Source organism: Streptomyces sp. CB03238, assembly GCF_002099185.1.
In the GTDB taxonomy this organism is placed as follows: Bacteria; Actinomycetota; Actinomycetes; order Streptomycetales; family Streptomycetaceae; genus Streptomyces.
The window spans coordinates 1-25,889 of the sequence record NZ_NBCN01000026.1 but is presented as its reverse complement, the minus strand read 5'-3'; the positions used below and the strand labels follow the sequence as shown (position 1 = coordinate 25,889).

Here is a 25,889-nt window from a genome sequence, read left to right as displayed (position 1 = left end):
GCCCCAGCCGTGAGCGACCACCACGCCGAGCACGCCGACGCGTGGAGCGAACCGGACGCCCCCCAGGCCGCTCAGGCCGCCGCGTCCGGCACCGTCACGCCCGCCGACGCGGCCGACGCCGCGCGCCTGGTCTCCTTCGGGCTCCAGCCCAAGCTGCTCCCCGCCCGCGACGCCGAGTACGCCGACCTGCTCCGCCGCTACCGCGAGGAACCCGCCTTCGCACGCGTCGCCGACGCCGTCGCCACAGGCCTGGGCCTCATCGTCCTGGAGGTGTCCCCGCGCGCCGGCATGGCCGTCACCGCCGCCGAGGACTCGGTCTTCGCCGTCCGCATGGGCGACTACGCCCGCCGCGCCTCCACCGACTCCGGCGACCGTTTTCTGCACGGTCTGGCCCACCTCGCCGTCGCCGCCATGGCGTTCCCCCGCCCCGAGGACCTCGCCGACGACGGGTACATCGGCCGCATCACCGTCAACGGCGTCGACGCCTTCGTACGCCAGGCCTGCCGGCGGCTGGAAGAGCGCGCGGAGGATCAGGGGGAGAACACCGATCCCGTGACCGACGCCCCCGGGCTGGAGGCCGCCTGGCGTATCTACGCGCGGCGCAGCGCGACAGGCGCCACCAAGGACGCCCGCCGGCTCGCCGGGTCCACCACCGGCATCATCGGCAAGGCCGTCGCCTTCCTCACCGACTCGGGGTTCCTCCAGCGCACCGGCGACGAGGGCGGTGGCTCGTACCGCACCACCGCTCGCTACCAGCTCCAGGTCCGTGACATGGCGGGCAGCGCCGCCATGGCCGAGCTGCTGGAGTTGGGTGTCGTCCCCGTCACCGACGGCTCCGCCACCCTCCTGCCGCCGCCCGAGGGCGACGACCTGGAGCTGGCCGCCGACGCCGGCCTGCCCTTCCACGCGTAACACGACAGAACACGACTGAGAGTCCCCCGCCATGTACGAGTTGTCCCGGGTCCGCCTCTACTCCATCGGGCCCGCCGGTGCGCGTTACGCCGACACCGTGCTGGACCTGCGCGGAGTGGGCGCGCCCGTGCCCAACCCCGCCCCCACACAGGCGGAGTTCTTCGAGGAGGAGCCCGTCGGCCCGCCGCGCCGCCCCGCGCCCGCGGGTGTGCTCTTCCTGGAGAACGGCGGCGGCAAGTCCGTTCTGCTCAAGCTGATCTTCTCGGTGATGCTGCCGGGCCACCGGAACACCCTGGGTGGCGCCAGCTCCGGTGTGCTGCGGAAGTTCCTGCTCGCCGACGACTGCGGGCATGTCGCCCTGGAGTGGCAGCACACGCTGACCGGGGAGTGCGTCGTGGTCGGCAAGGTGAGCGAATGGCGGGGGAGGCAGGTCTCCAACGATCCGCGGAAGTTCGCCGAGGCGTGGTACTCCTTCAGGCCGGGGCCCGGGCTGAGTCTGGACAACCTGCCCGTCACCGAGGCCACCTCCGTACGCCCGCCCGCCGAAGGCATCTCCGGAGCGCAGGGCCGCCGCCGCACCATGAAGGGCTTCCGCGACGCCCTCACGGAGGCCGGCAAGGCGTACCCGCACCTGGAGGTGTACTGGGAGGAGATCCACGACCGCTGGAACGAACACCTGGGCGACCTCGGCCTCGACCCCGAACTGTTCCGCTACCAGCGGGAGATGAACGCCGACGAGGGTGAGGCCGCCGGCCTCTTCGCGGTCAAGAAGGACTCCGACTTCACCGACCTGCTGCTGCGCGCGGTCACCGACACCCGGGACACGGACGGCCTCGCCGACCTGGTCAGCGGCTTCGGCAACAAGCTCGGCCGCCGCGCCGAGCTCACCGCCGAACGGGACTTCACCGCCGGCTCCGTCGACCTCCTCGGCCGCATCGTCGAAGCGGCCGACACGCGCGCGCGTGCCCGCGACATCCACGCCGGCGCCGAGCGCCGCACCCGCACCCTGGCCCGCCGCCTCTCCGCCCGCGCCGCCGAGGAACGCGGCCGCACCGCCGAACTCGCCCAGCAGGTCACCGCCGCCGCCCACACCGTCACCGAGGCCGAGCAGGCCCGCGCCCGCGCCTCACTGATCGCCGCCGAACTGGCCTACCGCCACGCCTCCCTGGCTCTCACCGCCGCCGAGAAGGGCGCCGCCGCCCAGCGCCGCGAGCTGTCCGACGCCCGCACCCTCCACGCCGCCTGGCAGGCCGCCGAGGCGGTCCTCAGGCACCGCGCCGCAGCCGACCGCTCCGCGCGCGTGGCCGCCGCCATCCGCGAGGCCGAGCGGGACGCCGCCCCCGCGCTCGCCGCCCGCGCCAAGGCCGCCGCCGACCTCGTACGGGCGCTGCACGCGGCCGCCGAGGAGGGCGAGCGGCACGCGGGCGAGGAGGAGGAGCGTTCCGCCGCCCTCCAGGAGGCCGGTGAGACCGCCCACCGCGACGCCACCGCCGCCGCCACCGAGGCCCAGCGCGCCCGCAGCGAGGCCGGCCACCTGCGCCAGCGCCTCGCCGAGGTGGAGCAGGAGACCGCCGAAGCGGTACGGGCCGGATGGCTGGACGACACCGCCCCCGACGCCGACCCGGCCCGCGCCGCGCTCGCCGCCAGCGACGCCGAGAAGACCACTGTCGCCGCCTGGGACGCGGCCCGCGACGCCGCTCGCACGGCGGCCGACCGCGCCCGTGAGGCCGCCGCCGCCGAGTCCCGCGCCGAACTGGCCGCCGCCCGCGCCGCCGACGCCGCCCAGGCCGCCGAGAACGCCTACCAGGCCGAGCGCCGCGCCGCCGAGTCCATCGCCGCCGAGGAACGCCTCGCCGAGCTGCTGAGCCTGCCGGGCGCCGCCAGGCCCGCCGTTCCCCAGCCCCGCCAGGGCGGGGAGCCGGACGAGGCGGCCGCCGCGCCCGTACGGGCGGCCCAGGGCCCCCTCACGGCCGAGGAGTTCGACCGGTACGCGGACGAACTGCGCGACCTCCTCGACCAGGGCATCGCCTCCGCCGAACGCAAGCTCTTCGAGCTGCGCACCGCCGCCGCCGACGACTCCCGCATCCTCGGCGCCCTCGGCGACGGCGGGCTCCTGCCGCCCGGCCCCGACGTCCTCGCCACCGTCGAGTACCTCGGCGAGCAGGGCATCCCCGCCCTCCCCGGCTGGCGCTACCTCGCCCAGGCGGTCGACCCCGCCGACCACGCCGCCGTGCTCGCCGCCCGGCCCGAGCTGGTCGACGGTGTCGTCATCACCGACCCCGTCTCGTACGCCAGGGCGCGCGAGGCCCTCGCCCGCGCCGCCCTGCTGCCGCGCTCCGCCGTGGCCGTGGGCACCGCCGCCGCGCTCCTGGCACCCGTACCGGGGCCGGCCGGCACCGACACGGATGTGTTCCTCGTCCCGCCGAACCCGGCCATGCACGACGAGCACGCCGCCGACGAGGAGCGCCAGGCCCTGCGCGCCCGCGCCGCCGCCCGCGACGAGGAGATCCGCGCCCTCGCCGCCCGGCTCACCGGCGACCGGTCGCTCGCCGCCCGCATCGGCTCCTGGCGCGCCGACTGCCCGCCCGGCACGCTGACCGAACTCGCGGAAGCCGCCGCCACCGCGCGCGTGGCCGCCGAAGCCGCCGAGGCCACGCTCGCCGAAGCCCGTACCGTACGGGCCGAGGCGGACGAGGCGGCGGCCGACACCGCCCGCGTGCGCGACGAGCGGCAGGAAGCCGCCCAGCGGGCCCGCCGCGTCGCCGACGCCCTCGCGGGCCTGGCGTTCCGGCTCCGCGAGCGGGCCGGCTGGCAGGCCAGGCTCCGTGAACTGGCCGACGAGGCCGCCGAGTACGAGGCCCGCGCCCAGACCTGCCTGGAGCGCGCCCGCGCCGCCGACGAGGACCGCCGCGCCGCCCAGCGCGCCGCCGACGACGCCCACCGCACCGCCCGCGCGCTGCGCGCCGAGCGCGCCGAGATCGCCGGCGCCCCCGAGAACGTGCCCGAGGAGGACGCCGACGCCCCGCGCGTGCCGCTCGCCGCCCTCCGCGAGGCCTACCGTGCCGCCTCCCAGCTGTACGAGAAGGTCGGCGTCGGGGCCGACCTGCGCGCCGAGCAGGCCCGCGCCGAGAGCGACGAGAGCGCCGCCCTCGCCGAGCTGGACCGGCTCACCAACAAGGTCCGCACCCGCGCCGCCCAGCTCCTGGAGAGCCCCGACGGCGCCGACGGCCCGTCCCGCCAGGCCGCCGCCGCCCGCGCCGAGTCCCTGGTCCAGATGCTGGAGTCCCGCGCCTCGGAGGCCAGCGAGAAGCTCGGCCGGCTGCGCGGTGAGGCCGAGCGCCTGGCCCCCGCGGACGGCGAGTCGCACACCGAGCTGCCCGAGGAGCTGGTGCCGGCCGACGCCGACCACGCCCAGTCCCTCCTCCGTACCGCCACCACCGAACTGGCCACCCGTACCGACGCGCTGGAGACCGCCCGCGCCACCCACGCCCGGCTCCTCCAGGCCCACCGCGCCGCCGAGGACGCGGCGGGCGGCTTCGACGAGACGGCCGCCCTTCTCCGCGACCTGCTCAGGGAGCACACCGACGAGGACCAGGAGACCCCCGAGCCGTACCCCGGCAGCCTGGACGAGGCGCGCCAGTCCGCCGCCGAGGCGCGGCGTTCCCTGCGCGGCTGCTCGGCCGACCTGTCGGCCGCCGACGCCGCCGTACGCGAAGCCTGTGACATCCTCGTACGGCACGCCAACTCCACCCGCTACGAGCAGGTCCGCACCCCCGCCCGGCAGCAGATCCGCGAACTGCCCGCCTCGGCCCTGCCGGAGCACGCCGCCAAGTGGGCCGACGCCTTCGCGCCCCGGCTGCGCGTCCTCACCGACGAGCTGGCGCAGCTGGAGCGCAACCGCGACTCGATCGTCGACCGGCTGCGCGGCCTGGTCGAGTCCGCGCTGGCCACCCTCCGCTCGGCACAGCGCCTGTCCCGGCTCCCCGAGGGCCTCGGCGAATGGTCCGGGCAGGAGTTCCTGCGGATCCGCTTCGAGGAACCCGACCAGGCCACGCTCATCGAGCGGCTCGGCGAGGTCATCGACGAGGCGACCCGCGCGGCCGTGAAGAAGAACTCCGACCTGCGCCGCGACGGCATGTCCCTGCTGCTGCGCGGCGTCCAGGCCGCCCTCCAGCCCAGGGGCGTGGCGGTGGAGATCCTCAAGCCCGACGCGGTGCTGCGCGCCGAGCGGGTTCCGGTCGGGCAGATGGGCGACGTCTTCTCCGGCGGCCAGCTGCTCACCGCCGCCATCGCCCTGTACTGCACGATGGCCGCCCTGCGCAGCAACGACCGGGGCCGCGACAAGCACCGGCACGCCGGCACGCTGTTCCTCGACAACCCCATCGGCCGTGCCAACGCCACGTACCTGCTGGAGCTCCAGCGGGCGGTGTCGGACGCGCTGGGCGTGCAGCTGCTCTACACCACCGGCCTCTTCGACACGACCGCGCTCGCCGAGTTCCCGCTGGTCATCCGGCTGCGCAATGACGCGGACCTGCGGGCGGGCCTGAAGTACATCAACGTGGAGGAGCACCTGCGCCCCGGCCTGCCGCAGCCGCCCGCCGACGGCGAAACGGTGGTCCACGGCGAGATCACCGCCACCCGCATGTTCAAGCGCACACCAAACCCGGAGGCGACGATCGCCGACTAGGTGCCCGGCGCGGGCGGGGCCTGCGGGGCCGCAGCACCCGCAGGCCCCGCCCGCGCCGGTGCAGGAGCGAGCCCCTCAAACGGCGCGACGCGGGCAGACCGCCGCGCATGCGCGCCACACACGAGCCGACTCGCGAGGCACCGACGCCGCCCGCTCGCCGAGCCGCCCCGGCAACGAGCCCGACATCAGGCCCGGCAACGAGCCCGACACCAGGCCCGAGAGCCCCAGGCGCCGCGCCTAGGCTCGCGACAGCCGGTTGTCGCCCGCGCCCCGCCGGCCCCGTATGCGCGCCGCCTCGCGGGCCTCCGCCCGGGCCTCCGTGTGGGCCGCCCGCCGCGCCCGGCGCCGCTCCCGCCGCAGCTGACGCGCCGTACTGCTGGGCGTCGACACGACACCGTGGCGCTGGTTCCACACCTGCCGGGTCACCCACACATCCAGCACGGCCCACGTCGCCACCACCGTGCTGCCGACACTGCTGAGCACCATCGGGAAAGCCAGCCAGGACGCCGTGATCGTGCAGAAGAACGCCACCACCGCCTGTATCAGCGTCAGCGCCGCGATGAGCACGGCACGCACCGCCGCCGTACGCACCGGGTCGGGGAGCCTGCGCCTCCCCACCGGCTCTTCCACCCACAGTTCGCGCCGTGCCGTCTCCATCGAACCGCCACTCCCCACCACCGACCGTCTTCAGGGTGGCTGCCCGTCTTGAGCCGCTTTACGCCGACAGTTCTCGCCTCCCCGTACAGAAAGACGAACGACCGACGGCGAAGATTCCCCCGGAACGGGCAATTCCAGCCAACCGCCGCCCAGTCCACAGTGACGCTCTGCCAGGTGTCATCCACCACACCGCCAATTGTCAACTCCCCGAATACCAGGACAACTCATGATCTGTGCGGCACGGTCCGGCTGAAAATCGCCCGGACGTCCCTTCGAGTTGTCCGTGATGCAGTAGTAGGCTCACGCCGTTTATTGATGTGTTGATGTGTACACCCACGCCGGACGGCAGGGCGGGTGCGAGTGGGGGAGGCCATGCGCTTTCGCGGGAAGTCGATCCGCAGGAAGATCGTGGCGTTGCTCCTGGTGCCGCTCCTCTCCCTCACCGGCCTGTGGGGATTCGCGACACTCATCACCGGCCGCGAGGCCGGCCAACTCCTGGACGTCGGCTACATCGTCGACAAGGTGGGCCACCCACTCGAGGAAACCGTCCGCGTCATCCAGAAGGAACGCCGCCAGACCCTCGTGTACCTGGCCGACCCCCGCGCCTCCGACGCCCTCCCCACGCTCCGCCGCGACCGCGCCGCCACCGACCGGGCCATCGCCAGGATCCGCGCCAACGCCAAGGACCCCGGTGTCGTCGACTCCCTGAACACCCAGGCGGCCGGCCGGCTCACCCGCCTCCTCGACGCCCTCGACGACCTCACCTCACTGCGCCGCTCCGTGGAGAACCGCGCTGTCGGCCGCATCCAGGCGCTGGATTTCTACAACCGCCTCGTGGACCCCTGCTACAGCTTCCTCACCAATCTCCATGCCCTGGAGAACGTGGAGATGGACAAGCAGGGCCGCGCCCTCGTCGGCATCGTGCGCGCCCGCGAGATGCTCTCCCGCGAGGACGCCCTGGTGGTCTCCTCGCTCATCAGCAAGAGCATCACCGCCCAGGAGATCCGCGCGATCTCCGACCTCGTCGCCCACCGCGAGCTGCTCTACGAGGTCAACCTGGAGCTCATGCCCGGCTCCGAACGCGAGATCTTCCAGGCCTACTGGCGCAGCCACGACACCGAACCCCTGCGTGACGCCGAGGACGAACTGCTCGCCGCCGGCGCCACCGACGACCCCCGCACGCTCGACGCCGCCAGCTGGCAGGAACTGACGAACCCCGTCCTCGAGGAACTCGCCCGCGAGAACACCGAGGCGGGCAACCGCTACCAGGACCGCGTCGAACCCGCCGCCCACAGCGTCCTGCTCAAGGCGGGCGTCGCCGGAGTGCTCGGCTTCCTCGCCCTGCTCGTCTCGGTCGTCGTCTCCGTACGCATCGGGCGCGGCCTCGTGCGCGACCTGCGGCGGCTGCGCAAGGAGGCCCAGGAGGTCTCCGGCGTACGGCTGCCGAGCGTGATGCGCCGACTCGCCGCCGGCGAACACGTCGACGTCGAGACCGAAGTGCCCCACCTGGAGTACGAGAAGGACGAGGTCGGCCAGGTCGGCCAGGCCCTCAACACCCTCCAAAGGGCCGCCGTGGAAGCCGCCGTCAAACAGGCCGACATGCGCCGCGGCGTGTCCGAGGTCTTCGTCAACCTCGCCCGCCGCAACCAGGTGCTGCTCCACCGCCAGCTCACCCTCCTGGACACCATGGAGCGGCGCACCGAGGACACCGAGGAACTCGCCGACCTCTTCCGCCTGGACCACCTCACCACCCGTATGCGCCGCCACGCCGAGGGCCTGGTGATCCTCTCCGGAGCGGCCCCCTCACGGCAGTGGCGCAAGCCGGTGCAACTGATGGACGTCGTACGCGCCGCAGTCGCCGAGGTCGAGGACTACGAGCGCATAGAAGTGCGGCGCCTGCCGCGCATCGGCGTCGGCGGCCCGGCGGTCGCCGACCTGACCCACCTCATCGCCGAACTCCTGGAGAACGCCACCGTGTTCTCCCCGCCGCACACCGCCGTCCACGTCCATGGTGAACGGGTCGCCAACGGCTTCACCCTGGAGATGGACGACCGTGGCCTCGGCATGGCCCCGGAGGCCCTCCTCGACGCCAACCTGCGCCTCGCGGAGACCCCCGAGTTCGAGCTCTCCGACACCGACCGGCTCGGCCTCTTCGTCGTCAGCCGCCTCGCCCAGCGCCAGAACGTACGCGTCTCGCTCCAGCCCTCCCCGTACGGAGGGACCACCGCGGTCGTGTTCATACCGGCCGCGCTGCTCACCGACGCACCCGAGACCCAGGGCGCCGGTTTCCGGCTGGACCGCAAGGGCGGCAAGGACGCCCCGCACCGGCGCGCGGCGCTCTCCAAGGCGCACTCCGGCCTCTCCGCCGCCACCGGCCCGTCCGTCCTCGACGGACCGGTCGAACTGGAGGCCCCGGTCGGCGCCCTCGGCCTCGACGACCGGCTCGCCGACCTCTCGGACCTCGATGACCGGCTCGGCGACCTGGAAGAGACGGAGAGCGAACGCGGCGGACTGTTCCGCGCCCGGCCACCGCTGCGCCCCGTCTCCGGCCCACACACCGACCACGAGCAGCACCAGCAGGCCGCGGACAACCAGCCACCCGGGCGCCCGTCCGGCGGCCTCGTCCCACTGCCCCGCCGCAAACCCCCCACGCTCGTCGCGGATCGCGGCCGACGCCTGGACGAACGCGGCCACACGCACCCGGCGCCCGGAGCGAGGCCGACGCGGAACGCCACCCCCACCGACCCGGCGCCGCCCGCCGACGACGCGACCATGCTGTTGCGCGGCCTTCCGCGCCGCGTACGCCAGGCGAGCCTCGCCCCCCAACTGAGGGAGGCGGCCGGACAGCCCGCGGTGGAGGACAAGGACACCGGTCTCGACACCGAACGCGAGGCGGAAGAAGTACGCAGCCGTATGGCGGCGATACAGCGCGGCTGGCAGCGAGGGCGCCGGCAGAACGCCGAAAGCACCCCGCACGCCCGCCGCGGCGAAACAGCACCAGGAACGACACCGGAGGGGGACGGTCGATGACCGCACCGAACGCCGCAGCACCCAACTCGACCGGCTCGACGGGCGAGCTGAACTGGCTCCTCGACGAACTGGTCGACCGGGTCGGCTCCATCCGCAAGGCACTGGTGCTCTCCAGCGACGGCCTGGCCACGGGTGCGTCCAAGGACCTCAGCCGCGAGGACAGCGAGCACATGGCGGCCGTGGCCTCCGGGTTCCACAGCCTCGCCAAGGGCGTCGGCCGCCACTTCGACGCGGGCCGCGTCCGCCAGACCGTCGTCGAACTGGAGGACGCCTTCCTCTTCGTCACGGCGGCGGGCGACGGCAGCTGCCTCGCCGTGCTCGCCGACGCCGACTCCGACGTCGGACTCGTCGCGTACGAGATGACGCTGATGGTCAAGCGCGTCGGGGCCCACCTCGCGACAGCGCCTCGGACCGGACTGCCCGCAGGAGGGTGAGGGGGGATGCGATGAGCGACGCAGCACGGCAGCAGAGCCGGCACAGACGCCGGGACCGCCAGGAGCCGCACCACTGGTTCGACGACGACGCGGGCCCGGTGGTCCGCCCGTACGCGATGACACGCGGCCGTACCAGCAGCGCCACCCGCCACCGCCTCGACCTGATCGCGGTCGTCGTCCCCGAGCCCGCGGCCGACGACCCCGGCCGCGACCAGACGCTCTCACCGGAGCACGTGGAGATCGTCGAGCGGTGCAGCGACCTCCCCCAGTCGATCGCCGAGCTGGCCGCCGGGCTGGACCTCCCCGTAGGGGTGGTCCGCGTCCTGGTCGGCGACCTCGTCGAGGACGAACTCGTCCACGTAACCCGTCCCGTTCCGCCGGCCGAACTGCCGGACGTCAGCATCCTCCGTGAGGTGATCAATGGCCTTCGGGCGCTCTAGTACCGGCCGCAAGAAGCGACCGGTCGAGCCGGTGACCCTGAAGATCCTGGTCGCGGGCGGGTTCGGGGTGGGCAAGACCACGCTGGTGGGCGCGGTCAGCGAGATCCGGCCGCTGCGCACCGAGGAGACCCTCAGCGAGGCGGGCCGTCCGGTCGACGACCTGCACGGCGTCGAAGCCAAGTCCACCACCACGGTCGCCATGGACTTCGGACGCATCACGCTCCGCGAGGACCTGGTGCTGTACCTGTTCGGTACGCCGGGACAGGACCGGTTCTGGTTCCTCTGGGACGAGCTGGCACAAGGCGCTCTGGGGGCGGTGGTGCTGTGCGACACCCGCCGCCTGGAGGACAGCTTCGCCGCGATCGACTACTTCGAGCGGCGCGGCATCCCCTTCGCGGTGGCCGTCAACTGCTTCGAGGGCGCGGCCCGCTTCCCCGCCGAGACGGTACGGGCGGCACTCGACCTCGATCCGGAGGTGCCGTTGCTGATGTGCGACGCCCGCGAACGGGAGTCGGTCAAGGAGGTCCTGGTCGCCGTGGTCGAACACGCCCTGACCATCGCCGCCCGCACTCGCGAGCCGGTCACCACCTGACCGACCCGCGGCCCGTACCCCCACGAACGGTCACGGGCCGCGGCCCCCCACGCGGCCCTCCTACGCCCGCCCGCAGGCCCGCGCCCGGCACCGCCCGTGCGCCACCACCTGGGCCCGCGCCCGGCACCGCCCGTGCGCCACCACCCGGGCCCGGGCAGGCAACGCGCTTACGCCACCGCCCGGATCGCCGCGCCCCATGCACCCGCCCTACGCCACCGCCGTAGGGCACCGCCCCAGGCCCGTGCCAGGACCCCGCCGCGGGACCCGGCCCCTTCGTGCCGTGCTGCGACGCACCGGCCCCGCCAGGTCGGCCCTGGCCACCGCCCGCGCGCCACCGCCCCCAGGCCGGCTCCCGCAGGCCGCCCCCGTCAGTCGTCCCCCTCCCAGCCCAAGCTCCGCTCCACCGCCTTGCGCCAGTTGCCGTACTCGCGCTCCCGCACGGCGGCCTCCATGCGCGGTTCCCAGGCCACGTCACGCTGCCAGTGGGACTTCAGCTCGTCCAGGCCGGCCCACACGCCCGTGGCGAGCCCGGCCGCGTAGGCCGCGCCCAGGCAGGTGGTTTCCGAGACCTTGGGCCGGATCACGGGCACGCCCAGCACATCCGCCTGGTGCTGCATCAGCAGGCCGTTGACGGTCATCCCTCCGTCCACCTTCAGGGACGAGATCCGGACGCCCGAGTCCTGGTACATGGCGTCCACGACCTCACGCGTCTGCCAGCTCGTCGCCTCCAGGACGGCACGCGCCAGGTGAGCCTTGGTGACGTACCGGGTCAGGCCGGTGACGACACCGCGGGCGTCGGAGCGCCAGTACGGCGCGAACAGCCCCGAGAACGCCGGCACGATGTACGCGCCGCCGTTGTCCTCCACGCTCGCCGCGAGCGTCTCGATCTCGTCCGCGCTGCGGATGATGCCGAGCTGGTCCCGGAACCACTGCACCAGCGCGCCCGTGATCGCGATCGACCCCTCCAGGCAGTAGACCGGCGCCTGGTCACCGATCTTGTACCCGACCGTGGTGATCAGCCCGCTCTTCGAGGCAACGGGCCGCTCCCCCGTGTTGAGCAGCAGGAAACTCCCCGTGCCGTACGTGTTCTTGGCGGTGCCCGTGTCGTAGCAGGCCTGCCCGAAAACCGCGGCCTGTTGGTCGCCGAGCGCCGACGCGACGGGGACGCCCTCCAGCTGCCCGACAGCGGTGCCGTACACCTCCGCCGACGAGCGGATGCGCGGCAGCATCACCTCCGGCACGTTCATGGCTTCGAGGATGGAGCGGTCCCAGTCCAGGGTCTCCAGGCTCATCAGCATGGTCCGGGAGGCGTTGGTGACGTCGGTGACGTGGACGCCGCCGTCGACACCTCCCGTGAGGTTCCAGATCAGCCACGAGTCGATGGTGCCGAACGCGATCTCGCCCCGCTCGGCGCGGGCGCGCAGCCCCGGCACGTTGTCCAGCAGCCAGGCCGCCTTGGGCCCGGAGAAGTAGCTGGCCAGCGGCAGCCCGGTGGTGTCCCGGAAGCGGTCCTGGCCGTGCGCGCCCCCGAGTTCCGTGCACAGCGCGGAGGTACGGGTGTCCTGCCAGACGATCGCGTTGTGCACGGGCTTGCCGGTGGCCCGGTCCCACAGGACGGTCGTCTCGCGCTGGTTGGTGATGCCGAGCGCGCTCAGTTGCTCCGCCCGCAGCCCGGCCCTCGCGAGAGCGCCCGCCACCACGGCCTGGACCTTGGACCAGATCTCCGTGGCGTCGTGCTCGACCCAGCCCGGCTTGGGGAAGATCTGGCGGTGCTCGCGCTGATCGACGGCGACGATGGCGCCGTCCTGGTTGAAGATGATGCAGCGACTGGAGGTGGTGCCCTGGTCGATTGCGGCGACGAACCTGTCCGTCATGACGAAAACCCCTTGTCGCGAGTAAGAGCCGCGTGAGTGAGCCGCGTGAGAGAGCCGCGCGGGTGAGCGGCTTGGTCGAGACGCCCGACAAGCCGCCTCTGAGCCGCCTCAGTGAGCGGAATCAATGAGCCGCGCCCGTAGGCGCACCAACAAGCCACGCCCATAGGCCACGCCCATAGGCCACGCGCAGAGCCGCCCCTATAGGCCGCCGCCCGCAAACCGTGTCAGTGGACCCCGTTGAAGACGAGCCCCGCGAGCACGCCCCCGATCAGCGGGCCGGCCACCGGCACCCAGGCGTAACCCCAGTCGGACGTCCCCTTGTTGGGTATCGGCAGCAGCGCGTGGGCGATGCGCGGCCCGAGGTCCCGGGCCGGGTTGATGGCGTAACCCGTCGGCCCGCCGAGTGACATGCCGATGCCCGCCACGAGCAGCGACACCAGGAGGATCGAAATACCCGACCCATAGATGCCCGCGTCCTCGCCGGGGATCTGCCCGACGCCGATGCCGTCGTTCTTCCCGAACGCGAGGAGCGGAAGGACGAGCGCGACGGTCGCGATGATCTCGGTCGTGAGGTTGGCGGCCGGATTGCGGATCTCGGGCGCGGTGGAGAAGATCCCGAGCGTGGGCTGGGCGGTCTTCGCGTCGGCGTTCGCCCGGAACTGGGCGTAGTAGACCAGCCAGGCGAGTACGGCTCCCAGCACCGCGCCGACCATCTGCGCGAGCAGGTACAGCGGTACCTTGCCCCACTCGCCCGTGTCGACGGCGACCCCCACCGTCACGGCCGGGTTGAGGTGCCCTCCGGAGAGGGGAGCGGCGGTGTACGCCCCGGCCATGACGCCGAAGCCCCAGCCGAAGGCGATGACGACCCAGCCGGCGGCTTTCGCCTTGGAGAAGTTGAGGGTGACGGCGGCGCAGACGCCGGCACCGAAGAGGATGAGGATCGCGGTGCCGATGACCTCACCGGCGAAAATGTCTCCATTGCTCATGGCGGCTCCTGGGCTCCATGGCTTCACGGCGTGCCGAACGGGCATGGCGTGCTGTTACAGGCGAACCGGAGATGTCGACGAACAGGCAGTGTTCTCCGGCTGTGAGGGGCCGTCAAGGTCGCGGGCAGCACCGGCCGTAAGCGGCGGCACTGGACACGCCCGTACGACACGTAAAGCCCGGCGCCCCGCCCGGAGCGCCGCCGCTCAGCGCACGGCCACGACCGCCGACCCGTGGCCGAAAAGTCCCTGGTTCGCCGTGATCCCGACCCGGGCGCCCGGCACCTGCCGCGTCCCCGCCGCACCGCGCAGCTGCCACGTCAGCTCGCAGACCTGGGCGATGGCCTGGGCCGGCACCGCCTCGCCGAAGGAGGCGAGGCCGCCGCTCGCGTTCACCGGGACCCGGCCGCCGAGCGCCGTGGCACCCTCCCGCACGAGCCCCGCGCCCTCGCCCCGGCCGCACAGCCCGATGTCCTCGTACCACTCCAGCTCCAGCGCGGTGGACAGGTCGTACACCTCCGCCAGGGACAGGTCTTCGGGACCGATGCCCGCCTCCTCGTACGCGGCGGCCGCGATCGACTCCCGGAAGGGGGCCGCAGGGGGCGCACCGGCCGCCGAGTCGGTGGCGATGTCCGGCAGATCGAGCACTGTCCGCGGATAGGTGGGCGTCACGGTCGACACCGCCCGGATACGGACGGGGTCCGTGGCCCCGTGCACGCGCGCGTACGCCATCGACGACAGCACCAGCGCCGCGCCGCCGTCCGACGTCGCGCAGATGTCGAGCAGCCGCAAGGGGTCGGCGACCACGGCCGAGGCGGCCACCTCCTCGGCGGTCACCGGCCTCCGGTAGCGGGCGTACGCGTTGAGCGCGCCCGCCGCCGCGTTCTTCACCTTCACCAGCGCGAAGTCCTCCGGGGTGTCCCCGTACACGGCCATCCGGCGCCGGGCGTAGAGCGCGAAGTACGCCGGGTTCGTCGCCCCCAGCACCCGGAACCGCAGCCAGTCCGGGTCGTCCGGCCGGTCCCCGCCGGCCGGCGCGAAGAACCCCTTGGGCGCCGCGTCCGCGCCCACCACCAGCACCACGTCCGCCAGCCCGGCCAGGATCTGCGCCCGCGCGGTGGCGATGGCCTGGGCGCCGGAGGCGCACGCCGCGTACACGCTGCTCACCCGCGCGCCCTGCCAGCCGAGCGCCCGCGCGAACGTCGCACCCGCCACGTACCCGGGATAGCCGCCCCGCACCGTGTCGGCGCCGACCACCGACCCCACGTCCCGCCAGTCGACCCCGGCGTCGGCGAGCGCGGCCCGTGCCGCGCTCGTCCCGTACGCGACGAAGGAGCGGCCCCACTTCCCCCACGGGTGCATGCCCGCGCCCAGTACGGCGACGTCCTTCACCGGGTCACCACCGGCCGCCAGTGCCAGGTGGTCCACACCGTGTCCCCGTCCTCGTCGAGGACGCCCGGCACCACCTCCACCTCCATGCCGACGGCCAGGTCGGCGACCCCCACCCCGGGGGCGGCCTGCCCCAGCACGACCATGGCCTCCGCCGCCAGCTCGACGGCGACCAGGACGTAGGGCTCCCATACCGCCGCCGGGTCCGAGACGTACGGCGCGGGCGGCCGGTAGCGGCCGTCCGTGTACGACCAGACGCGCCCGCGCTTCGACAGCGGCACCTGCCGCAGCTCACCCCCGCCCACACAGGCCGGGTTGCGGCAAAAGGAGTCCTCGCGCGGGAAGAAGACAGCCGAACAGGCCGAGCAGCGGGTCCCCAGCAGCCGGAAGCCGGCCCCGTCACCGTCATCGGTGAACCACCCGGCCACCACAGGTGTGCGCGTACGCGTCACGGTCCCTCCCCGGCAAGCAGATCTGACGGAACGTCAGAAGTGTGCCACGCGTCGGCAGCGGTCCGCGAGACGCCCCGCGTCAGTGCCCCGCCACCGACCGCCGGGAGACCGGGAAGTCGAAGTACGTGCCGGGGAAGAGTTCCGGCTTGTACGTGAAGTGCCACCACTCCTCGGGAAGGTTGACGAACCCCTCCGCGCCGAGCGTGCCCTTCAACAGCTGCCGGTTCGCCCGCTGCACCCCCTGGACGCGCGGGTCGTCCGTGTGGGACAACGTGTCGAAGCAGTCGAAACCCGTCCCCATGTCCACGGAATTGTCAGGGAACCGCTCCTCCTGCGGGGCGTAACAAGGGACCAGCTTCTCGCCCGGCACATAGGGGCGGGTCGGCGCCGCGGGCAGCTTCACGATCGTCAGATCGACCGTGGAACCCCGGCTGTGTCCGGACTTCTCCGCGATGTACCCGTCCGCGAAGAGCCGCGACTTGGCCACAAGCGGATAGAACTCCGATTTCATCTCCTCGTCCTGAAGGTCTTTCGCCCACCGTACGAAGTGGTCCACGGCCCGCTGCGGCCGGTAACAGTCGTACACCTTCAGCGAATAGCCCTGCCGCAGCAGCTTCGTCTGCGCCCGGTGCAGCGCCTGTGCGGCCGGCCGGGTCAGGATGCACACCGGCTGACGGTAGCCGTCCACCGGCTCGCCCACGAAGTTGTGCTCGGTGGTGTAGCGCATCTCCTGGATGATCGTCCGGTCGACGGAGCGCAGCGCCACGAACTCCTTCGGGGCCTTCGGCCCGGGCGCGGCCTGCGCGGCGGGCGGCACCGCCCCAGCCAGGAGGAGCGCTGTGGCGATGGCCCCCAGGGCACGGCGGAGGCGGGAAGCGGAAGCAAGTCCTGTCATGCGCACCGTCTTACAGGTCCCCGCCGGGTCGGTACAGTCCGCCCCGTGAAGGACTCCCATTGCACGAGCTGCGGTGCCCGCTACCCGGCCGGCTCCGCATGGCCCCTCAGATGCCCGGCCTGCGGCGCCGTCGCCCACCGCAATCCGCTGCCGGTCGCCGTCGCCCTGCTGCCCGTGACCGGCGAGCACGGCACCGGGCTCGTCGTCATCACCCGCACCATCGAGCCGCAGCGCGGCGGCATCGCCCTGCCCGGCGGGTTCATCGACCACGCCGAGGACTGGCGGGACGCGGTGGTCCGGGAGCTGAAGGAGGAGACCGGCATCGAGGCCTTCGCCGGCGACGTACGGCCGGCCGACGCGATGAGCTCACCCGCCGGCCACCTGCTGCTCTTCGGCCTTCTGCCCGAACGCCCGGCCGCCACCCTCCCGCCCTCCACCCCCACGGACGAAACGGCCGGACACCACCTGCTCTACGCGCCGACGGAGCTGGCCTTCCCCCTCCACACGGCTGCGGTCACCAACTGGTTCGCGGGCCGCTACACCCCCTGACCCGCGACCGCCGTCACCCGGCGCCCAGCCCCCGCACCCGAACCCTTCCCTCCACCTCCACCGCCCCGTCGTCCGTCACCCGCTCCACCACCACCCGCCCGTCCACCAGCCGGGACGTGTACCGCTCGATCTCCGCCTCCGCCCAGCCGTCACCGACGTCCCGCACCACCAGCCCGCCCCCAGTGCGCCCCACAGCCGGGGCCCACACCTCCAGCGCGTCCCCACCGTCCCCGTCCCGCACCGGGATCACCGCACCCGCCCGCGCGAGCACCGGAATACGCGACAGCGGCGCGTCCACCAGCACCTGCCCGGGCCCCTCGTACGCCGCACCCGTCGCCGTGTCGTACCACCGCCCGCGCGGCAGCCGCACGGCCCGCCGGTCCGTCCCGCGCGCGAGCACCGGCGCCACCAGCAGCGCGTCGCCGAGCAGGAAGGCGTCCTCACAGTCCCGCAGCGCCCGGTCCTCCGGGGAACCCCACCAGACGGGCCGCACATAAGGCGCCCCCGTAAGCCGCGCCAACTGCGCCAGGGTCACGAAGTAGGGCCGCAGCCGCTCCCGTTCGGCCAGCGCCGCACGGGCGCACTCCAGCGCCTCGGGACCGAACTCCCACGGCTCGCGCCGCCCCGCGTCGATCGCCGCGTGCGTACGGAACAGCGGCAGCCAGGCACCCAGCTGGAACCACCGCAGGAACAGCTCCGGCGACGGGCTCCCGTCGAACCCGCCCACATCCGGGCCCGAGTACGGCACCCCGCACAGGCCCAGCCCCAGCACCAGCGACAGCGACGCGCGCAACCCCGGCCACCCGGTCGACACATCGCCCGACCACGTCCCGCCGTACCGCTGCATCCCCGCCCAGCCGGAGCGCGAGAACAGGAACGGACGCTCGTCCGGGCGCAGCCGCCGCAGCCCCTCGTACCCGGCCCTCGCCATCGCCAGCCCGTACAGATTGTGGGCCTCCCGGTGGTCCCCGCCCCAGCCCTCCAGTACGTGCCGCGCCGAGCGCGGCAGCGTCATGTCACCGAACGGCGTGAAGGAAACCGGCTCATTCATGTCGTGCCACACCCCCGAGAAGCCCTGCGCGAGCCGCTCCTCGTACAGCCCGCCCCACCACTCCCGTACCGCCGGATCCGTGAAGTCCGGGTACACGCAGTCACCCGGCCACACCGCGCCCCGCACCTCACCACCCCTCGGATCCCGTACGAACGCTCCATGGGACCCGACCCCGGCACCGCTCTCATAGACGGGGTTTCCGGGCTCCGCCTTCACCCCCGGGTCGACGATAGACACCAGCCGCACCCCCTCCTCACGCAGCTCCCGCGCGAGCCCGGGCAGGTCCGGAAACCGCTCCTTGTCCACCGTGAACACCTGGTGCCGGTCGTAGTGGTCGATGTCCAGGTGCAGCACCGACAGCGGCAGGTCCCGCTCCCGGTAGCCGGCCACCACCCGCCGCACCTCCTCCTCGCTGCCGAACCCCCACCGCGCGTGCTGCGGCCTCAGCGCCCACGACGGCGGCAGCGCGGGCGCACCCGTCAGCGCCGCCCAACCGTGCAGCACGCGCGCGGGGGTGCCGACGATCACCCAGCACCGCAACGGCCCGCCACTGACGCGCACCTCGCTCGCACCCGGCCGGTCGTGCCCGGAACCCGCACCCTCCTCGCCCTCCCGCAGCGTCACCTGCCCGTCCCAGGAGTTGTCGTGGAACGCCAGGTGCGTACCCGCGTCCGACACCACCAGCTGCACCGGCATCGTGATGTAGAGCGGGTCGTCACCGGGCGCGAAGCTGCCCCGCGGATCGGTGTTCCACAGCCGGTACGTCCCGCTGCGCAGCCGCGGCCCCGCCGCCCGCCCGCCCAGCCCGAAGAACCGTGCGTCGGCCGGCACCTCCGTCCGCTGCACCCACCGCGAGGGCCCCCCGGCGACCGGCTCCCACCACCTGGGCGGCAGGTCCCGCCGCAACACGACCCCGCCCGGCGTACGGACCTCCACGGCACCGTTGCGCGACACCGCGACCGTCACCCGCTCCGACACCACCCGCCAGCCACCGCCCTTGTCGGGCTCCAGCTCCGCCCGCGGATCGGGCTCCGGAGGCCGGCCCGCCAGCGCGTACGAGGGCAGCGGCTCCGCCCCGTCCCAGCCCAGGAACACCGTGCCGCCACTGGAGACGCACACCCGCACCCGAGACCGGGCGAACCGGACGATCCCCCCGCCCGGCAGCCGCTCGACGCCCTCCACCGGACCCGGCACCCGCGCCCGCTCCACCCCCCGCGGCCGCAGCCCCCAGGCGTCCGTACGCCGCTGCCGCCACGCCGACCGCATCGCCCGCAGCCCCCGTACCGTGCCGAAGATCCTCACCGAACGCACCAGATCACGACCGTCCATGCCGATCACCCTGCCACCCGCCCAAGGGTCCGCAGGGCCCGTTCAGCTGCCGTTCACCCGTGGTGAGACCACATATTCATCCCGCCGACCATGGGCGACGAGCCCTGGTGCGAACAACGATCACATGGCATCGTCCTGCTCAGCCGCGTCACGCGCACACCCCCGCACGTGCGCGCGACCCACGCAGACCCGCGTACAGGGACGCACAGCCAGGGAGCAGCCCCATGACCACAGAGCACGCCCAGCCCGAGCCGCTCTGGCAGCCCGACCAGGACCGCATCGACACGGCCGCGGTCACCCGCTTCCAGTCCTGGGCGGCCGAGCGGCACGGCGCACCCGCCGACGGCGGCTACCCCGCACTGCACCGCTGGTCGGTCGACCACCCCGACGCCTTCTGGCAGGCGGTGGCCGAGTGGTTCGACATCCGCTTCTCCACACCGTACGAACGGGTCCTCGGCGACCGCTCCATGCCCGGCGCCCAGTGGTTCCCCGGCGCCACCCTCAACTACGCCGAGCACGCCCTCCGAACCGCCGCCGACCGGCCCGACGCACCCGCCCTGCTGCACGTCGACGAGACGCACGAGGTGACCCCCGTCAGCTGGGCCGAGCTGCGCCGCCAGGTGGGCGCCCTCGCCGCCGAGCTCCGCGCCCTCGGCGTACGCCCCGGCGACCGCGTCAGCGGCTACCTGCCGAACATCCCGCAGGCCGTCACCGCCCTCCTCGCCACCGCCGCAGTCGGCGCCGTATGGACCTCCTGCGCCCCCGACTTCGGCGCCCGCAGCGTCCTCGACCGCTTCCAACAGGTCGAGCCGGTCGTCCTGTTCACCGTCGACGGCTACCGCTACGGCGGCAAGGAACACGACCGCCGCGACACCGTCGCCGAACTCCGCCGCGAACTGCCCACCCTCCGCGCGGTCGTCCACATCCCGCTCCTCGGTACGGAGGCCCCCGAAGGCACCCTCGAATGGTCCGCCCTCACAGCAGGGGACAGGGAGCCGGTCTTCGAGCAGGTCCCCTTCGACCACCCCCTGTGGGTGCTGTACTCCTCCGGCACGACAGGCCTGCCCAAGGCGATCGTCCAGTCCCAGGGCGGCATCCTCCTCGAACACTTCAAGCAGCTCGGCCTCCACTGCGACCTCGGCCCCGAGGACCGGTTCTTCTGGTACACCTCCACCGGCTGGATGATGTGGAACTTCCTCGTCTCCGGCCTGCTCACCGGAACCACGGTCGTCGTGTACGACGGCAGCCCCGGCCACCCCGACACCGGCGCCCAGTGGCGTGTCGCCGAACTCACCGGAGCCACCCTCTACGGCACGTCCGCCGCCTACGTCATGGCCTGCCGCAAGGCCGGCGTCCACCCCTCCCGCGACCACGACCTGTCCCGCATCACCTGCGTCGCCACCACCGGCTCCCCGCTCCCTCCGGACGGCTTCCGCTGGCTCCACGACGAGGTGCGGGACGATCTGTGGATCGCCTCCGTCAGCGGCGGCACCGACGTGTGCAGCTGCTTCGCCGGCGCGGTCCCCACCCTCCCCGTACACATCGGCGAACTCCAGGCGCCCTGCCTGGGCACCGACCTCCAGGCCTGGGACCCGCAGGGCAAGCCCGTCATCGGCGAGGTGGGGGAGCTGGTGGTCACCAACCCCATGCCCTCCATGCCCATCCACTTCTGGAACGACCCCGACGGCAGCCGCTACCACGACAGCTACTTCGACATGTACCCGGGCGTGTGGCGCCACGGCGACTGGATCACCATCACCGACCGCGGATCGGTCGTCATCCACGGCCGTTCCGACTCCACCCTGAACCGCCAGGGCGTCCGTATGGGGAGCGCCGACATCTACGAGGCCGTCGAACGCCTCCCGGAGATCCGCGAATCCCTCGTCATCGGCCTGGAGGAACCCGACGGCGGCTACTGGATGCCCCTCTTCGTCCACCTCACCGAAGGCGCCACCCTGGACGACGACCTGATCACCCGCATCAAGCAGACCATCCGTACGCAGCTGTCCCCACGCCACGTCCCCGACGAGATCATCGAGGTCCCCGGCGTCCCGCACACCCTCACCGGCAAGCGCATCGAGGTCCCCGTCAAACGGCTCCTCCAGGGCACCGACCTGTCCAAGGCTGTCAACCCCGGCTCCGTCGACAACCTCGATCTGCTCCGCTTCTACGAAAACCTGGCCCGCAACCGCGCCCAAGGCACCTGATGAGCTCCTTCTGGACCGGCGAACGGGTACGGCTGCGGGGCATCGAGCCCGAGGACTGGGAGGCGTTCATGGAGTTCGACGCCCACACCCGGCACCAGCGCTCCGTCGACGCCCTCCACCCGCCCCGCTCGGCGGAGGGCTACCACGCCTGGGCGGCCGAACAAGCCGTCGCCACCCCGGTCGGAGACAACTTCCGCCTCGCCATCGAAGCCCTGGACACCGGCGAACTCGTGGGCAGCCTCTCCACCGACGACGCCGACCCCCGCTCCGGCCGCTTCCGCTACGGCATCGGCATCGGCGGCGACCACCAACGGCGCGGCTACGCCGCCGACGCCGTGGTGCTGCTCCTGCGCTTCATGTTCGGCGAGCGGCGCTACCACAAGTGCGAGGCGGGCATCTACGCGTTCAACGAGGCGTCGCTCGCCCTGCACCGCGGGCTCGGCTTCGTCGAAGAGGGCAGGCTGCGCGACCACGAGTTCTTCGCCGGCCGGCACCACGACCTCGTGGTCATGGGGATCACCGCCCCCGAGTTCGCCGAACGTCACCGCTTCGAACAACTTTGACCTGCCCGCACGCTTCACCAACCCCCGTTGTCAGTGCCGCCGATTACTGTGAGTGAGCACCAATGAACAAGGGGGATTCATGGCACACACCAGGAACACCACGACCATGCGACGCGCTCTCCGCCGCGAAGTACCGAGCACCGTCGGCGTCCTCGCCGACGAACAGGACTTCGCCGCCATGCGCAGCCGCTACCGCACCTTCACCTTCGCCGACCACGACACCTACCTCCGCCAGGTCGAGCAGCTCCTGAAAACCCTCGCCACCCAAGGCGGACACACCACCGTCGCCCTCTTCGACCCGGAGGACTACGCGGAATACTGCACCGAGACCGGCCTCGACCCGGACACCCCGGCCAGCCGCAGCCGCTTCACCGCCGAGATCGCCGCCACCGGCGCCTGCGTCCCCTATACGGGACAGCCCATCGACCGACTCGTCCCGCTCCTCATCCACCGCGCGGTACGACAGGCCACCTGGCAGTACGCCACAATGCTCCTCGCCGACATGGGCGAGTGCGCCACCTGCGGACAGGACATCGGCCGCGCCGCATTCGACCAGGCCTCGCACCTGCTGACGCGCCTCCTCGAAGAAGCCGGCCCCGGCACCCACCACCTCGTCTGCAGCGTCCCCGCCGACGAACAGCTCCTCGCCGTCCTCCACGCCGAACGGCCCCCCACCGGCCCCGCCCTGCTCGACTCCACCGAAGGCGCCGAATTCGTCACCGTCCTCGCGGCCGGCATCGCCCTCGAAAGCCCCGGAGGACTCGTCCTCCGCACCACCACCCCCGCCGCACCCGACCGCGTCCACGGCTGGCGCCTCGACCGCGGCCGGCTCATCCCGCTCACCGCGGCCGAGGTCTTCAACGCCTACTGCACCGACGCCGACACCGGAGAACCCCTCTCACCCGAACCCAACGTCGACTACCGCGCCGGCTTCGACATCACCCCCGACGACCCCTGGCCCACCCACCACTGACCAACCCAAGCAAAAGGGGCTTCCCCGCCCACCGGCGGGAAAGCCCCTCCCACAGCCTTCACCCAGGCACTACTCGCCGGACAGCACCGCCTGCGCGGCCAGCCGCGCCTCCTCGGCGGTGTCCACGGCCCGCGCGGCAGCCGCCGCCCGCTCGCACTGCGCCAGCGTGTGCTTGGCCAGCGTCGCCCGCACATACGGAATCGACGCGGCACCCATCGACAGGGAGGTGACACCCAGACCCGTCAGCACACACGCGAGCAGCGGATCCGAGGCGGCCTCACCACACACGCCGCAGCTCTTGCCCTCGGCCCTGGCCGCCTCCGCCGCCAGTGCCACCAGGTCCAGCAGCGCGGGCTGCCACGGGTCCTGCAACCTCGACACCGCACCCACCTGCCGGTCGGCGGCAAAGGTGTACTGCGCCAGGTCGTTCGTACCCAGCGACAGGAACTCCACCTCCTGCAGGATCGAACGCGCCCGCAGCGCGGCCGACGGGATCTCCACCATCGCACCGAACTTCGCCTGGAGCCCGGCCTGACGGCACGCGTCCGCGAACGCTTTCGCATCCGTACGGTCCGCCACCATCGGCGCCATGACCTCGAGGTACACCGGCAGCCCCTCGGCCGCCTTCGACAGCGCCGTCAGCTGCGTCCGCAGCACCTCCGGGTGGTCCAGCAGTGCCCGCAGACCTCGCACACCCAGGGCCGGGTTCGGCTCATCGGCCGGCGTCAGGAAGTCCAGCGGCTTGTCCGCACCCGCGTCCAGCACCCGCACGACCACCCGGCCCTCGGGGAACGCCTCCAGCACCCTGCGGTACGCCTCGATCTGCTTGGCCTCCGACGGCGCCTGCTTGCTGTCGTCCAGGAACAGGAACTCGGTACGGAACAGACCGACACCCTCGGCCCCCGCCTCCACCGCCGCCGGCACATCCGCGGGCCCGCCCACGTTCGCCAGCAACGGCACCTTGTGCCCGTCCGACGTCGCACCCGGACCCGTCGCCGCGGACAGCGCCGCCTTGCGCTCGGCAGCAGCCCGCTCCATCGCGGCCCGCTTCTCGGCGCTCGGCTCCACGAAGATCTCACCCGTGCTGCCGTCCACCGCGATCACGGTGCCCTCGGCCAGCTCACCGGCACCCGGCAGCGCCACCACGGCAGGCACACCCAGCGCCCGCGCCAGGATGGCGCTGTGGCTGGTCGGCCCGCCCTCCTCGGTCACGAAACCGAGCACCAGCGTCGGGTCCAGCAGCGCCGTGTCCGCCGGAGCGAGATCCCGCGCGATCAGTACATACGGCTCGTCGCTGTCCGGAACACCCGGCATCGGCACACCCAGCAGCCGCGCCACGATCCGGTTCCGCACGTCGTCCAGGTCCGCGACCCGCCCCGCCAGGTACTCCCCGGCACCGGCCAGCAGCGCCCGATAGGCGGCGAACGCGTCGTACACGGCCCGCTCGGCCGTGCTGCCCACAGCGATACGACGGTCCACGTCGGCCATCAGCTCGGGGTCCTGAGCCATCATGGCCTGCGCCTCGAGCACGTGCTGTGCCTCGCCACCGGCCAGATTGCCGCGAGCGATCAGATCGGCCGCCACCGCCTCGACGGCCTGGCGAGCACGCCCCTGTTCGCGCTCCGCCTCCTCGGCCGGGATCTGCTTGGCCGGCGGCTCCAGGACCGCCGTGCCCATGTGGCGGACCTCGCCGATCGCCACACCGTGGCTCACGCCGACGCCCCGCAGCGTTGTCTCCATTACACCTGTCTCCGATTGAGTGGCGGCCGGAGCCGCCACGTTGAATGTCCCGACCCGCTGCCGTCAATACGACGGCACTGACGTCACTGCCAGGAGAAGAGCGAGTCGCCGGCCTTCACGTCGCCGTCCTCGACGAGCGCGCTCAGAGACTCGGGGGTGGCCTCCAGAGCCACGATCGGGCAGATCGCCGACTTGCCGGCCGCCTCGACGTCCGCGGGGTTCCACCGCACGACGGCCTGCCCGCGCGTCACGGTGTCCCCCTTGTTCACCAGCAGCTCGAAGCCCTCGCCATTGAGCTGAACGGTGTCGATCCCCAGGTGCGTCAGCACGCCGTGTCCGTCGCCGTCGACGACCACGAAGGCGTGCGGGTGCAGAGAAACGACGATGCCGTCGACCGGAGACACGGCCGTGGAGGGCTCGCGCACGGGATCAATGGCGGTACCCGGCCCGACCATCGCCCCGGAGAAAACCGGGTCGGGTACAGCGGCAAGTCCGATGGCGCGGCCCTCGATCGGCGACGTCACGGTGGTCATGGGGAGCCTCCCAGGGGTGGAGATTCTGCGTCGCCGTCACTACCTGTCCTGGACGGCGTACTGATCAGAAGCGTATGTCATAAGAAGTCCGGGTTCCGCGCGAGAGGTCCGGGTTGGCGGCCCTAGGGAGCACCGGAAACGATTTGCCTCAACTACCAACGGCGGGTAGGGTCGTACCCCTGCCTGACCCCGACGCGACTCCGAGTCGTAGGTCGGCAGCGACTGACAAGCCGAGATCCTAACTGGTCTACACCTGTGGTCTACACCTCTGTGTCCGGCGGGTGGCGGTCAGGAGGACGGAGAAAGGCTGATAGAGTCGGAATCGCCGGAAAGGGAAACGCGAAAGCGAAGAACAGCCGGCAGCCCGCTCCAGCGGGTGGCAGAAACGGAAAACGGATCTGCTAAGCTGGAAACACGAAATACCGAAGGGAAGCGCCCGGAGGAAAGCCCGAGAGGGTGAGTACGAAGGAAGCGTCCGTTCCTTGAGAACTCAACAGCGTGCCAAAAATCAACGCCAGATTAGTTGATACCCCGTCCATCTTCGGATGGTCGAGGTTCCTTTGAAGAAAACACAGCGAGGACGCTGTGAACCGAGGGGA

At 72.6% G+C, this 25,889-nt stretch carries 19 protein-coding genes; 10 read left to right on the top strand and 9 right to left on the bottom strand.

The window, feature by feature from the left end; translation table 11 throughout:
* The first annotated feature begins 9 nt into the window (after positions 1-9).
* Together BKD26_RS32860 and BKD26_RS32855 are read left to right on the top strand one after the other, a co-directional pair.
* Entirely contained in the window at positions 10-912 is a 903-nt protein-coding gene (locus BKD26_RS32860; protein WP_084905842.1) for a hypothetical protein, read from the top strand.
* A 31-nt stretch (positions 913-943) separates the two neighbouring features.
* Positions 944-5,599, top strand: a complete 4,656-nt coding sequence (locus tag BKD26_RS32855) for a hypothetical protein (RefSeq protein WP_084905840.1) — start codon at positions 944-946, stop codon at positions 5,597-5,599.
* 237 nt (positions 5,600-5,836) lie between these two features.
* On the opposite strand, the gene BKD26_RS32850 is transcribed toward BKD26_RS32855, so the two are convergent.
* Complete coding sequence (locus BKD26_RS32850; protein ID WP_084905838.1) at positions 5,837-6,256, bottom strand: hypothetical protein; 420 nt, start codon at positions 6,254-6,256, stop codon at positions 5,837-5,839.
* 372 nt (positions 6,257-6,628) lie between these two features.
* Here BKD26_RS32850 and BKD26_RS32845 point away from each other — a divergent pair, with 372 nt between their 5' ends.
* The 4 genes from BKD26_RS32845 to BKD26_RS32830 are packed head-to-tail and all read left to right on the top strand — an operon-like array spanning position 6,629 to position 10,752.
* Positions 6,629-9,286 (top strand): nitrate- and nitrite sensing domain-containing protein, encoded by a 2,658-nt coding sequence (locus BKD26_RS32845; protein ID WP_084905835.1) that lies wholly within the window; start codon positions 6,629-6,631, stop codon positions 9,284-9,286.
* A complete protein-coding gene (locus tag BKD26_RS32840) occupies positions 9,283-9,720 on the top strand; it encodes a roadblock/LC7 domain-containing protein (RefSeq protein WP_073757917.1) in 438 nt (145 codons plus the stop codon). Before BKD26_RS32845 ends, BKD26_RS32840 begins: the two co-directional genes overlap by 4 nt.
* Before the next feature lie 11 nt (positions 9,721-9,731).
* The gene (locus BKD26_RS32835) at positions 9,732-10,160 is read left to right on the top strand and encodes a DUF742 domain-containing protein (protein WP_084905833.1); all 429 of its coding nucleotides are present in this window, start codon (positions 9,732-9,734) and stop codon (positions 10,158-10,160) included.
* The gene (locus BKD26_RS32830; RefSeq protein WP_084905831.1) at positions 10,141-10,752 is read left to right on the top strand and encodes an ATP/GTP-binding protein; all 612 of its coding nucleotides are present in this window, start codon (positions 10,141-10,143) and stop codon (positions 10,750-10,752) included. The genes BKD26_RS32835 and BKD26_RS32830 overlap by 20 nt, the downstream gene beginning before the upstream one ends.
* A 368-nt stretch (positions 10,753-11,120) precedes the next feature.
* On the opposite strand, the gene glpK is transcribed toward BKD26_RS32830, so the two are convergent.
* From glpK to BKD26_RS32805, 5 genes are all read right to left on the bottom strand, one after another.
* A complete protein-coding gene (glpK, locus tag BKD26_RS32825; RefSeq protein ID WP_084905829.1) occupies positions 11,121-12,626 on the bottom strand; it encodes a glycerol kinase GlpK in 1,506 nt (501 codons plus the stop codon).
* Positions 12,627-12,850: 224 nt separating this feature from the next.
* Positions 12,851-13,612, bottom strand: coding sequence for an MIP/aquaporin family protein (locus BKD26_RS32820; protein WP_084905827.1), 762 nt, complete (start codon positions 13,610-13,612; stop codon positions 12,851-12,853).
* A gap of 204 nt (positions 13,613-13,816) precedes the next feature.
* Complete coding sequence (locus BKD26_RS32815) at positions 13,817-15,001, bottom strand: lipid-transfer protein (protein WP_179166795.1); 1,185 nt, start codon at positions 14,999-15,001, stop codon at positions 13,817-13,819.
* Positions 14,998-15,450: a zinc ribbon domain-containing protein gene (locus tag BKD26_RS32810; RefSeq protein ID WP_084905825.1), complete on the bottom strand. Its 453-nt coding sequence runs from the start codon at positions 15,448-15,450 to the stop codon at positions 14,998-15,000. Before BKD26_RS32810 ends, BKD26_RS32815 begins: the two co-directional genes overlap by 4 nt.
* A 79-nt stretch (positions 15,451-15,529) precedes the next feature.
* The gene (locus BKD26_RS32805; RefSeq protein WP_084905823.1) at positions 15,530-16,345 is read right to left on the bottom strand and encodes a M15 family metallopeptidase; all 816 of its coding nucleotides are present in this window, start codon (positions 16,343-16,345) and stop codon (positions 15,530-15,532) included.
* 45 nt (positions 16,346-16,390) lie between these two features.
* Here BKD26_RS32805 and BKD26_RS32800 point away from each other — a divergent pair, with 45 nt between their 5' ends.
* Positions 16,391-16,894, top strand: coding sequence for an NUDIX domain-containing protein (locus BKD26_RS32800; RefSeq protein ID WP_084905821.1), 504 nt, complete (start codon positions 16,391-16,393; stop codon positions 16,892-16,894).
* Between the two features lie 13 nt (positions 16,895-16,907).
* On the opposite strand, the gene BKD26_RS32795 is transcribed toward BKD26_RS32800, so the two are convergent.
* A complete protein-coding gene (locus tag BKD26_RS32795; RefSeq protein ID WP_084905969.1) occupies positions 16,908-19,274 on the bottom strand; it encodes a glycoside hydrolase family 31 protein in 2,367 nt (788 codons plus the stop codon).
* Positions 19,275-19,498: 224 nt separating this feature from the next.
* Between BKD26_RS32795 and BKD26_RS32790 the strand changes: the two genes are divergently transcribed.
* From BKD26_RS32790 to BKD26_RS32780, 3 genes are all read left to right on the top strand, one after another.
* Positions 19,499-21,481, top strand: a complete 1,983-nt coding sequence (locus BKD26_RS32790; RefSeq protein ID WP_084905819.1) for an acetoacetate--CoA ligase — start codon at positions 19,499-19,501, stop codon at positions 21,479-21,481.
* Positions 21,481-22,044: a GNAT family protein gene (locus BKD26_RS32785; protein ID WP_084905817.1), complete on the top strand. Its 564-nt coding sequence runs from the start codon at positions 21,481-21,483 to the stop codon at positions 22,042-22,044. Before BKD26_RS32790 ends, BKD26_RS32785 begins: the two co-directional genes overlap by 1 nt.
* 79 nt (positions 22,045-22,123) lie before the next feature.
* A complete protein-coding gene (locus BKD26_RS32780; RefSeq protein WP_084905816.1) occupies positions 22,124-23,017 on the top strand; it encodes a hypothetical protein in 894 nt (297 codons plus the stop codon).
* Positions 23,018-23,086: 69 nt separating this feature from the next.
* Here the strand turns inward: BKD26_RS32780 and ptsP are convergent, their stop codons facing one another.
* Together ptsP and BKD26_RS32770 are read right to left on the bottom strand one after the other, a co-directional pair.
* Positions 23,087-24,757: a phosphoenolpyruvate--protein phosphotransferase gene (gene ptsP, locus BKD26_RS32775; RefSeq protein WP_084905814.1), complete on the bottom strand. Its 1,671-nt coding sequence runs from the start codon at positions 24,755-24,757 to the stop codon at positions 23,087-23,089.
* Between the two features lie 83 nt (positions 24,758-24,840).
* On the bottom strand, positions 24,841-25,290 hold the full coding sequence (locus tag BKD26_RS32770; RefSeq protein ID WP_084905812.1) for a PTS glucose transporter subunit IIA: 450 nt from the start codon (positions 25,288-25,290) through the stop codon (positions 24,841-24,843).
* Positions 25,291-25,889 lie beyond the last annotated feature (599 nt).

What these genes read in the sequence shown, in the direction of transcription:
- BKD26_RS32855 (WP_084905840.1), top strand. Translation starts at nt 944, where the DNA reads ATGTACGAGTTGTCCCGGGTCCGCCTCTACTCCATCGGGCCCGCCGGT.
- BKD26_RS32850 (WP_084905838.1), bottom strand. Translation starts at nt 6,256, where the DNA reads ATGGAGACGGCACGGCGCGAACTGTGGGTGGAAGAGCCGGTGGGGAGG.
- BKD26_RS32845 (WP_084905835.1), top strand. Translation starts at nt 6,629, where the DNA reads ATGCGCTTTCGCGGGAAGTCGATCCGCAGGAAGATCGTGGCGTTGCTC.
- BKD26_RS32840 (WP_073757917.1), top strand. Translation starts at nt 9,283, where the DNA reads ATGACCGCACCGAACGCCGCAGCACCCAACTCGACCGGCTCGACGGGC.
- BKD26_RS32835 (WP_084905833.1), top strand. Translation starts at nt 9,732, where the DNA reads ATGAGCGACGCAGCACGGCAGCAGAGCCGGCACAGACGCCGGGACCGC.
- BKD26_RS32830 (WP_084905831.1), top strand. Translation starts at nt 10,141, where the DNA reads ATGGCCTTCGGGCGCTCTAGTACCGGCCGCAAGAAGCGACCGGTCGAG.
- glpK (WP_084905829.1), bottom strand. Translation starts at nt 12,626, where the DNA reads ATGACGGACAGGTTCGTCGCCGCAATCGACCAGGGCACCACCTCCAGT.
- BKD26_RS32820 (WP_084905827.1), bottom strand. Translation starts at nt 13,612, where the DNA reads ATGAGCAATGGAGACATTTTCGCCGGTGAGGTCATCGGCACCGCGATC.
- BKD26_RS32805 (WP_084905823.1), bottom strand. Translation starts at nt 16,345, where the DNA reads ATGACAGGACTTGCTTCCGCTTCCCGCCTCCGCCGTGCCCTGGGGGCC.
- BKD26_RS32795 (WP_084905969.1), bottom strand. Translation starts at nt 19,274, where the DNA reads ATGGACGGTCGTGATCTGGTGCGTTCGGTGAGGATCTTCGGCACGGTA.
- BKD26_RS32790 (WP_084905819.1), top strand. Translation starts at nt 19,499, where the DNA reads ATGACCACAGAGCACGCCCAGCCCGAGCCGCTCTGGCAGCCCGACCAG.
- BKD26_RS32785 (WP_084905817.1), top strand. Translation starts at nt 21,481, where the DNA reads ATGAGCTCCTTCTGGACCGGCGAACGGGTACGGCTGCGGGGCATCGAG.
- BKD26_RS32780 (WP_084905816.1), top strand. Translation starts at nt 22,124, where the DNA reads ATGGCACACACCAGGAACACCACGACCATGCGACGCGCTCTCCGCCGC.
- ptsP (WP_084905814.1), bottom strand. Translation starts at nt 24,757, where the DNA reads ATGGAGACAACGCTGCGGGGCGTCGGCGTGAGCCACGGTGTGGCGATC.
- BKD26_RS32770 (WP_084905812.1), bottom strand. Translation starts at nt 25,290, where the DNA reads ATGACCACCGTGACGTCGCCGATCGAGGGCCGCGCCATCGGACTTGCC.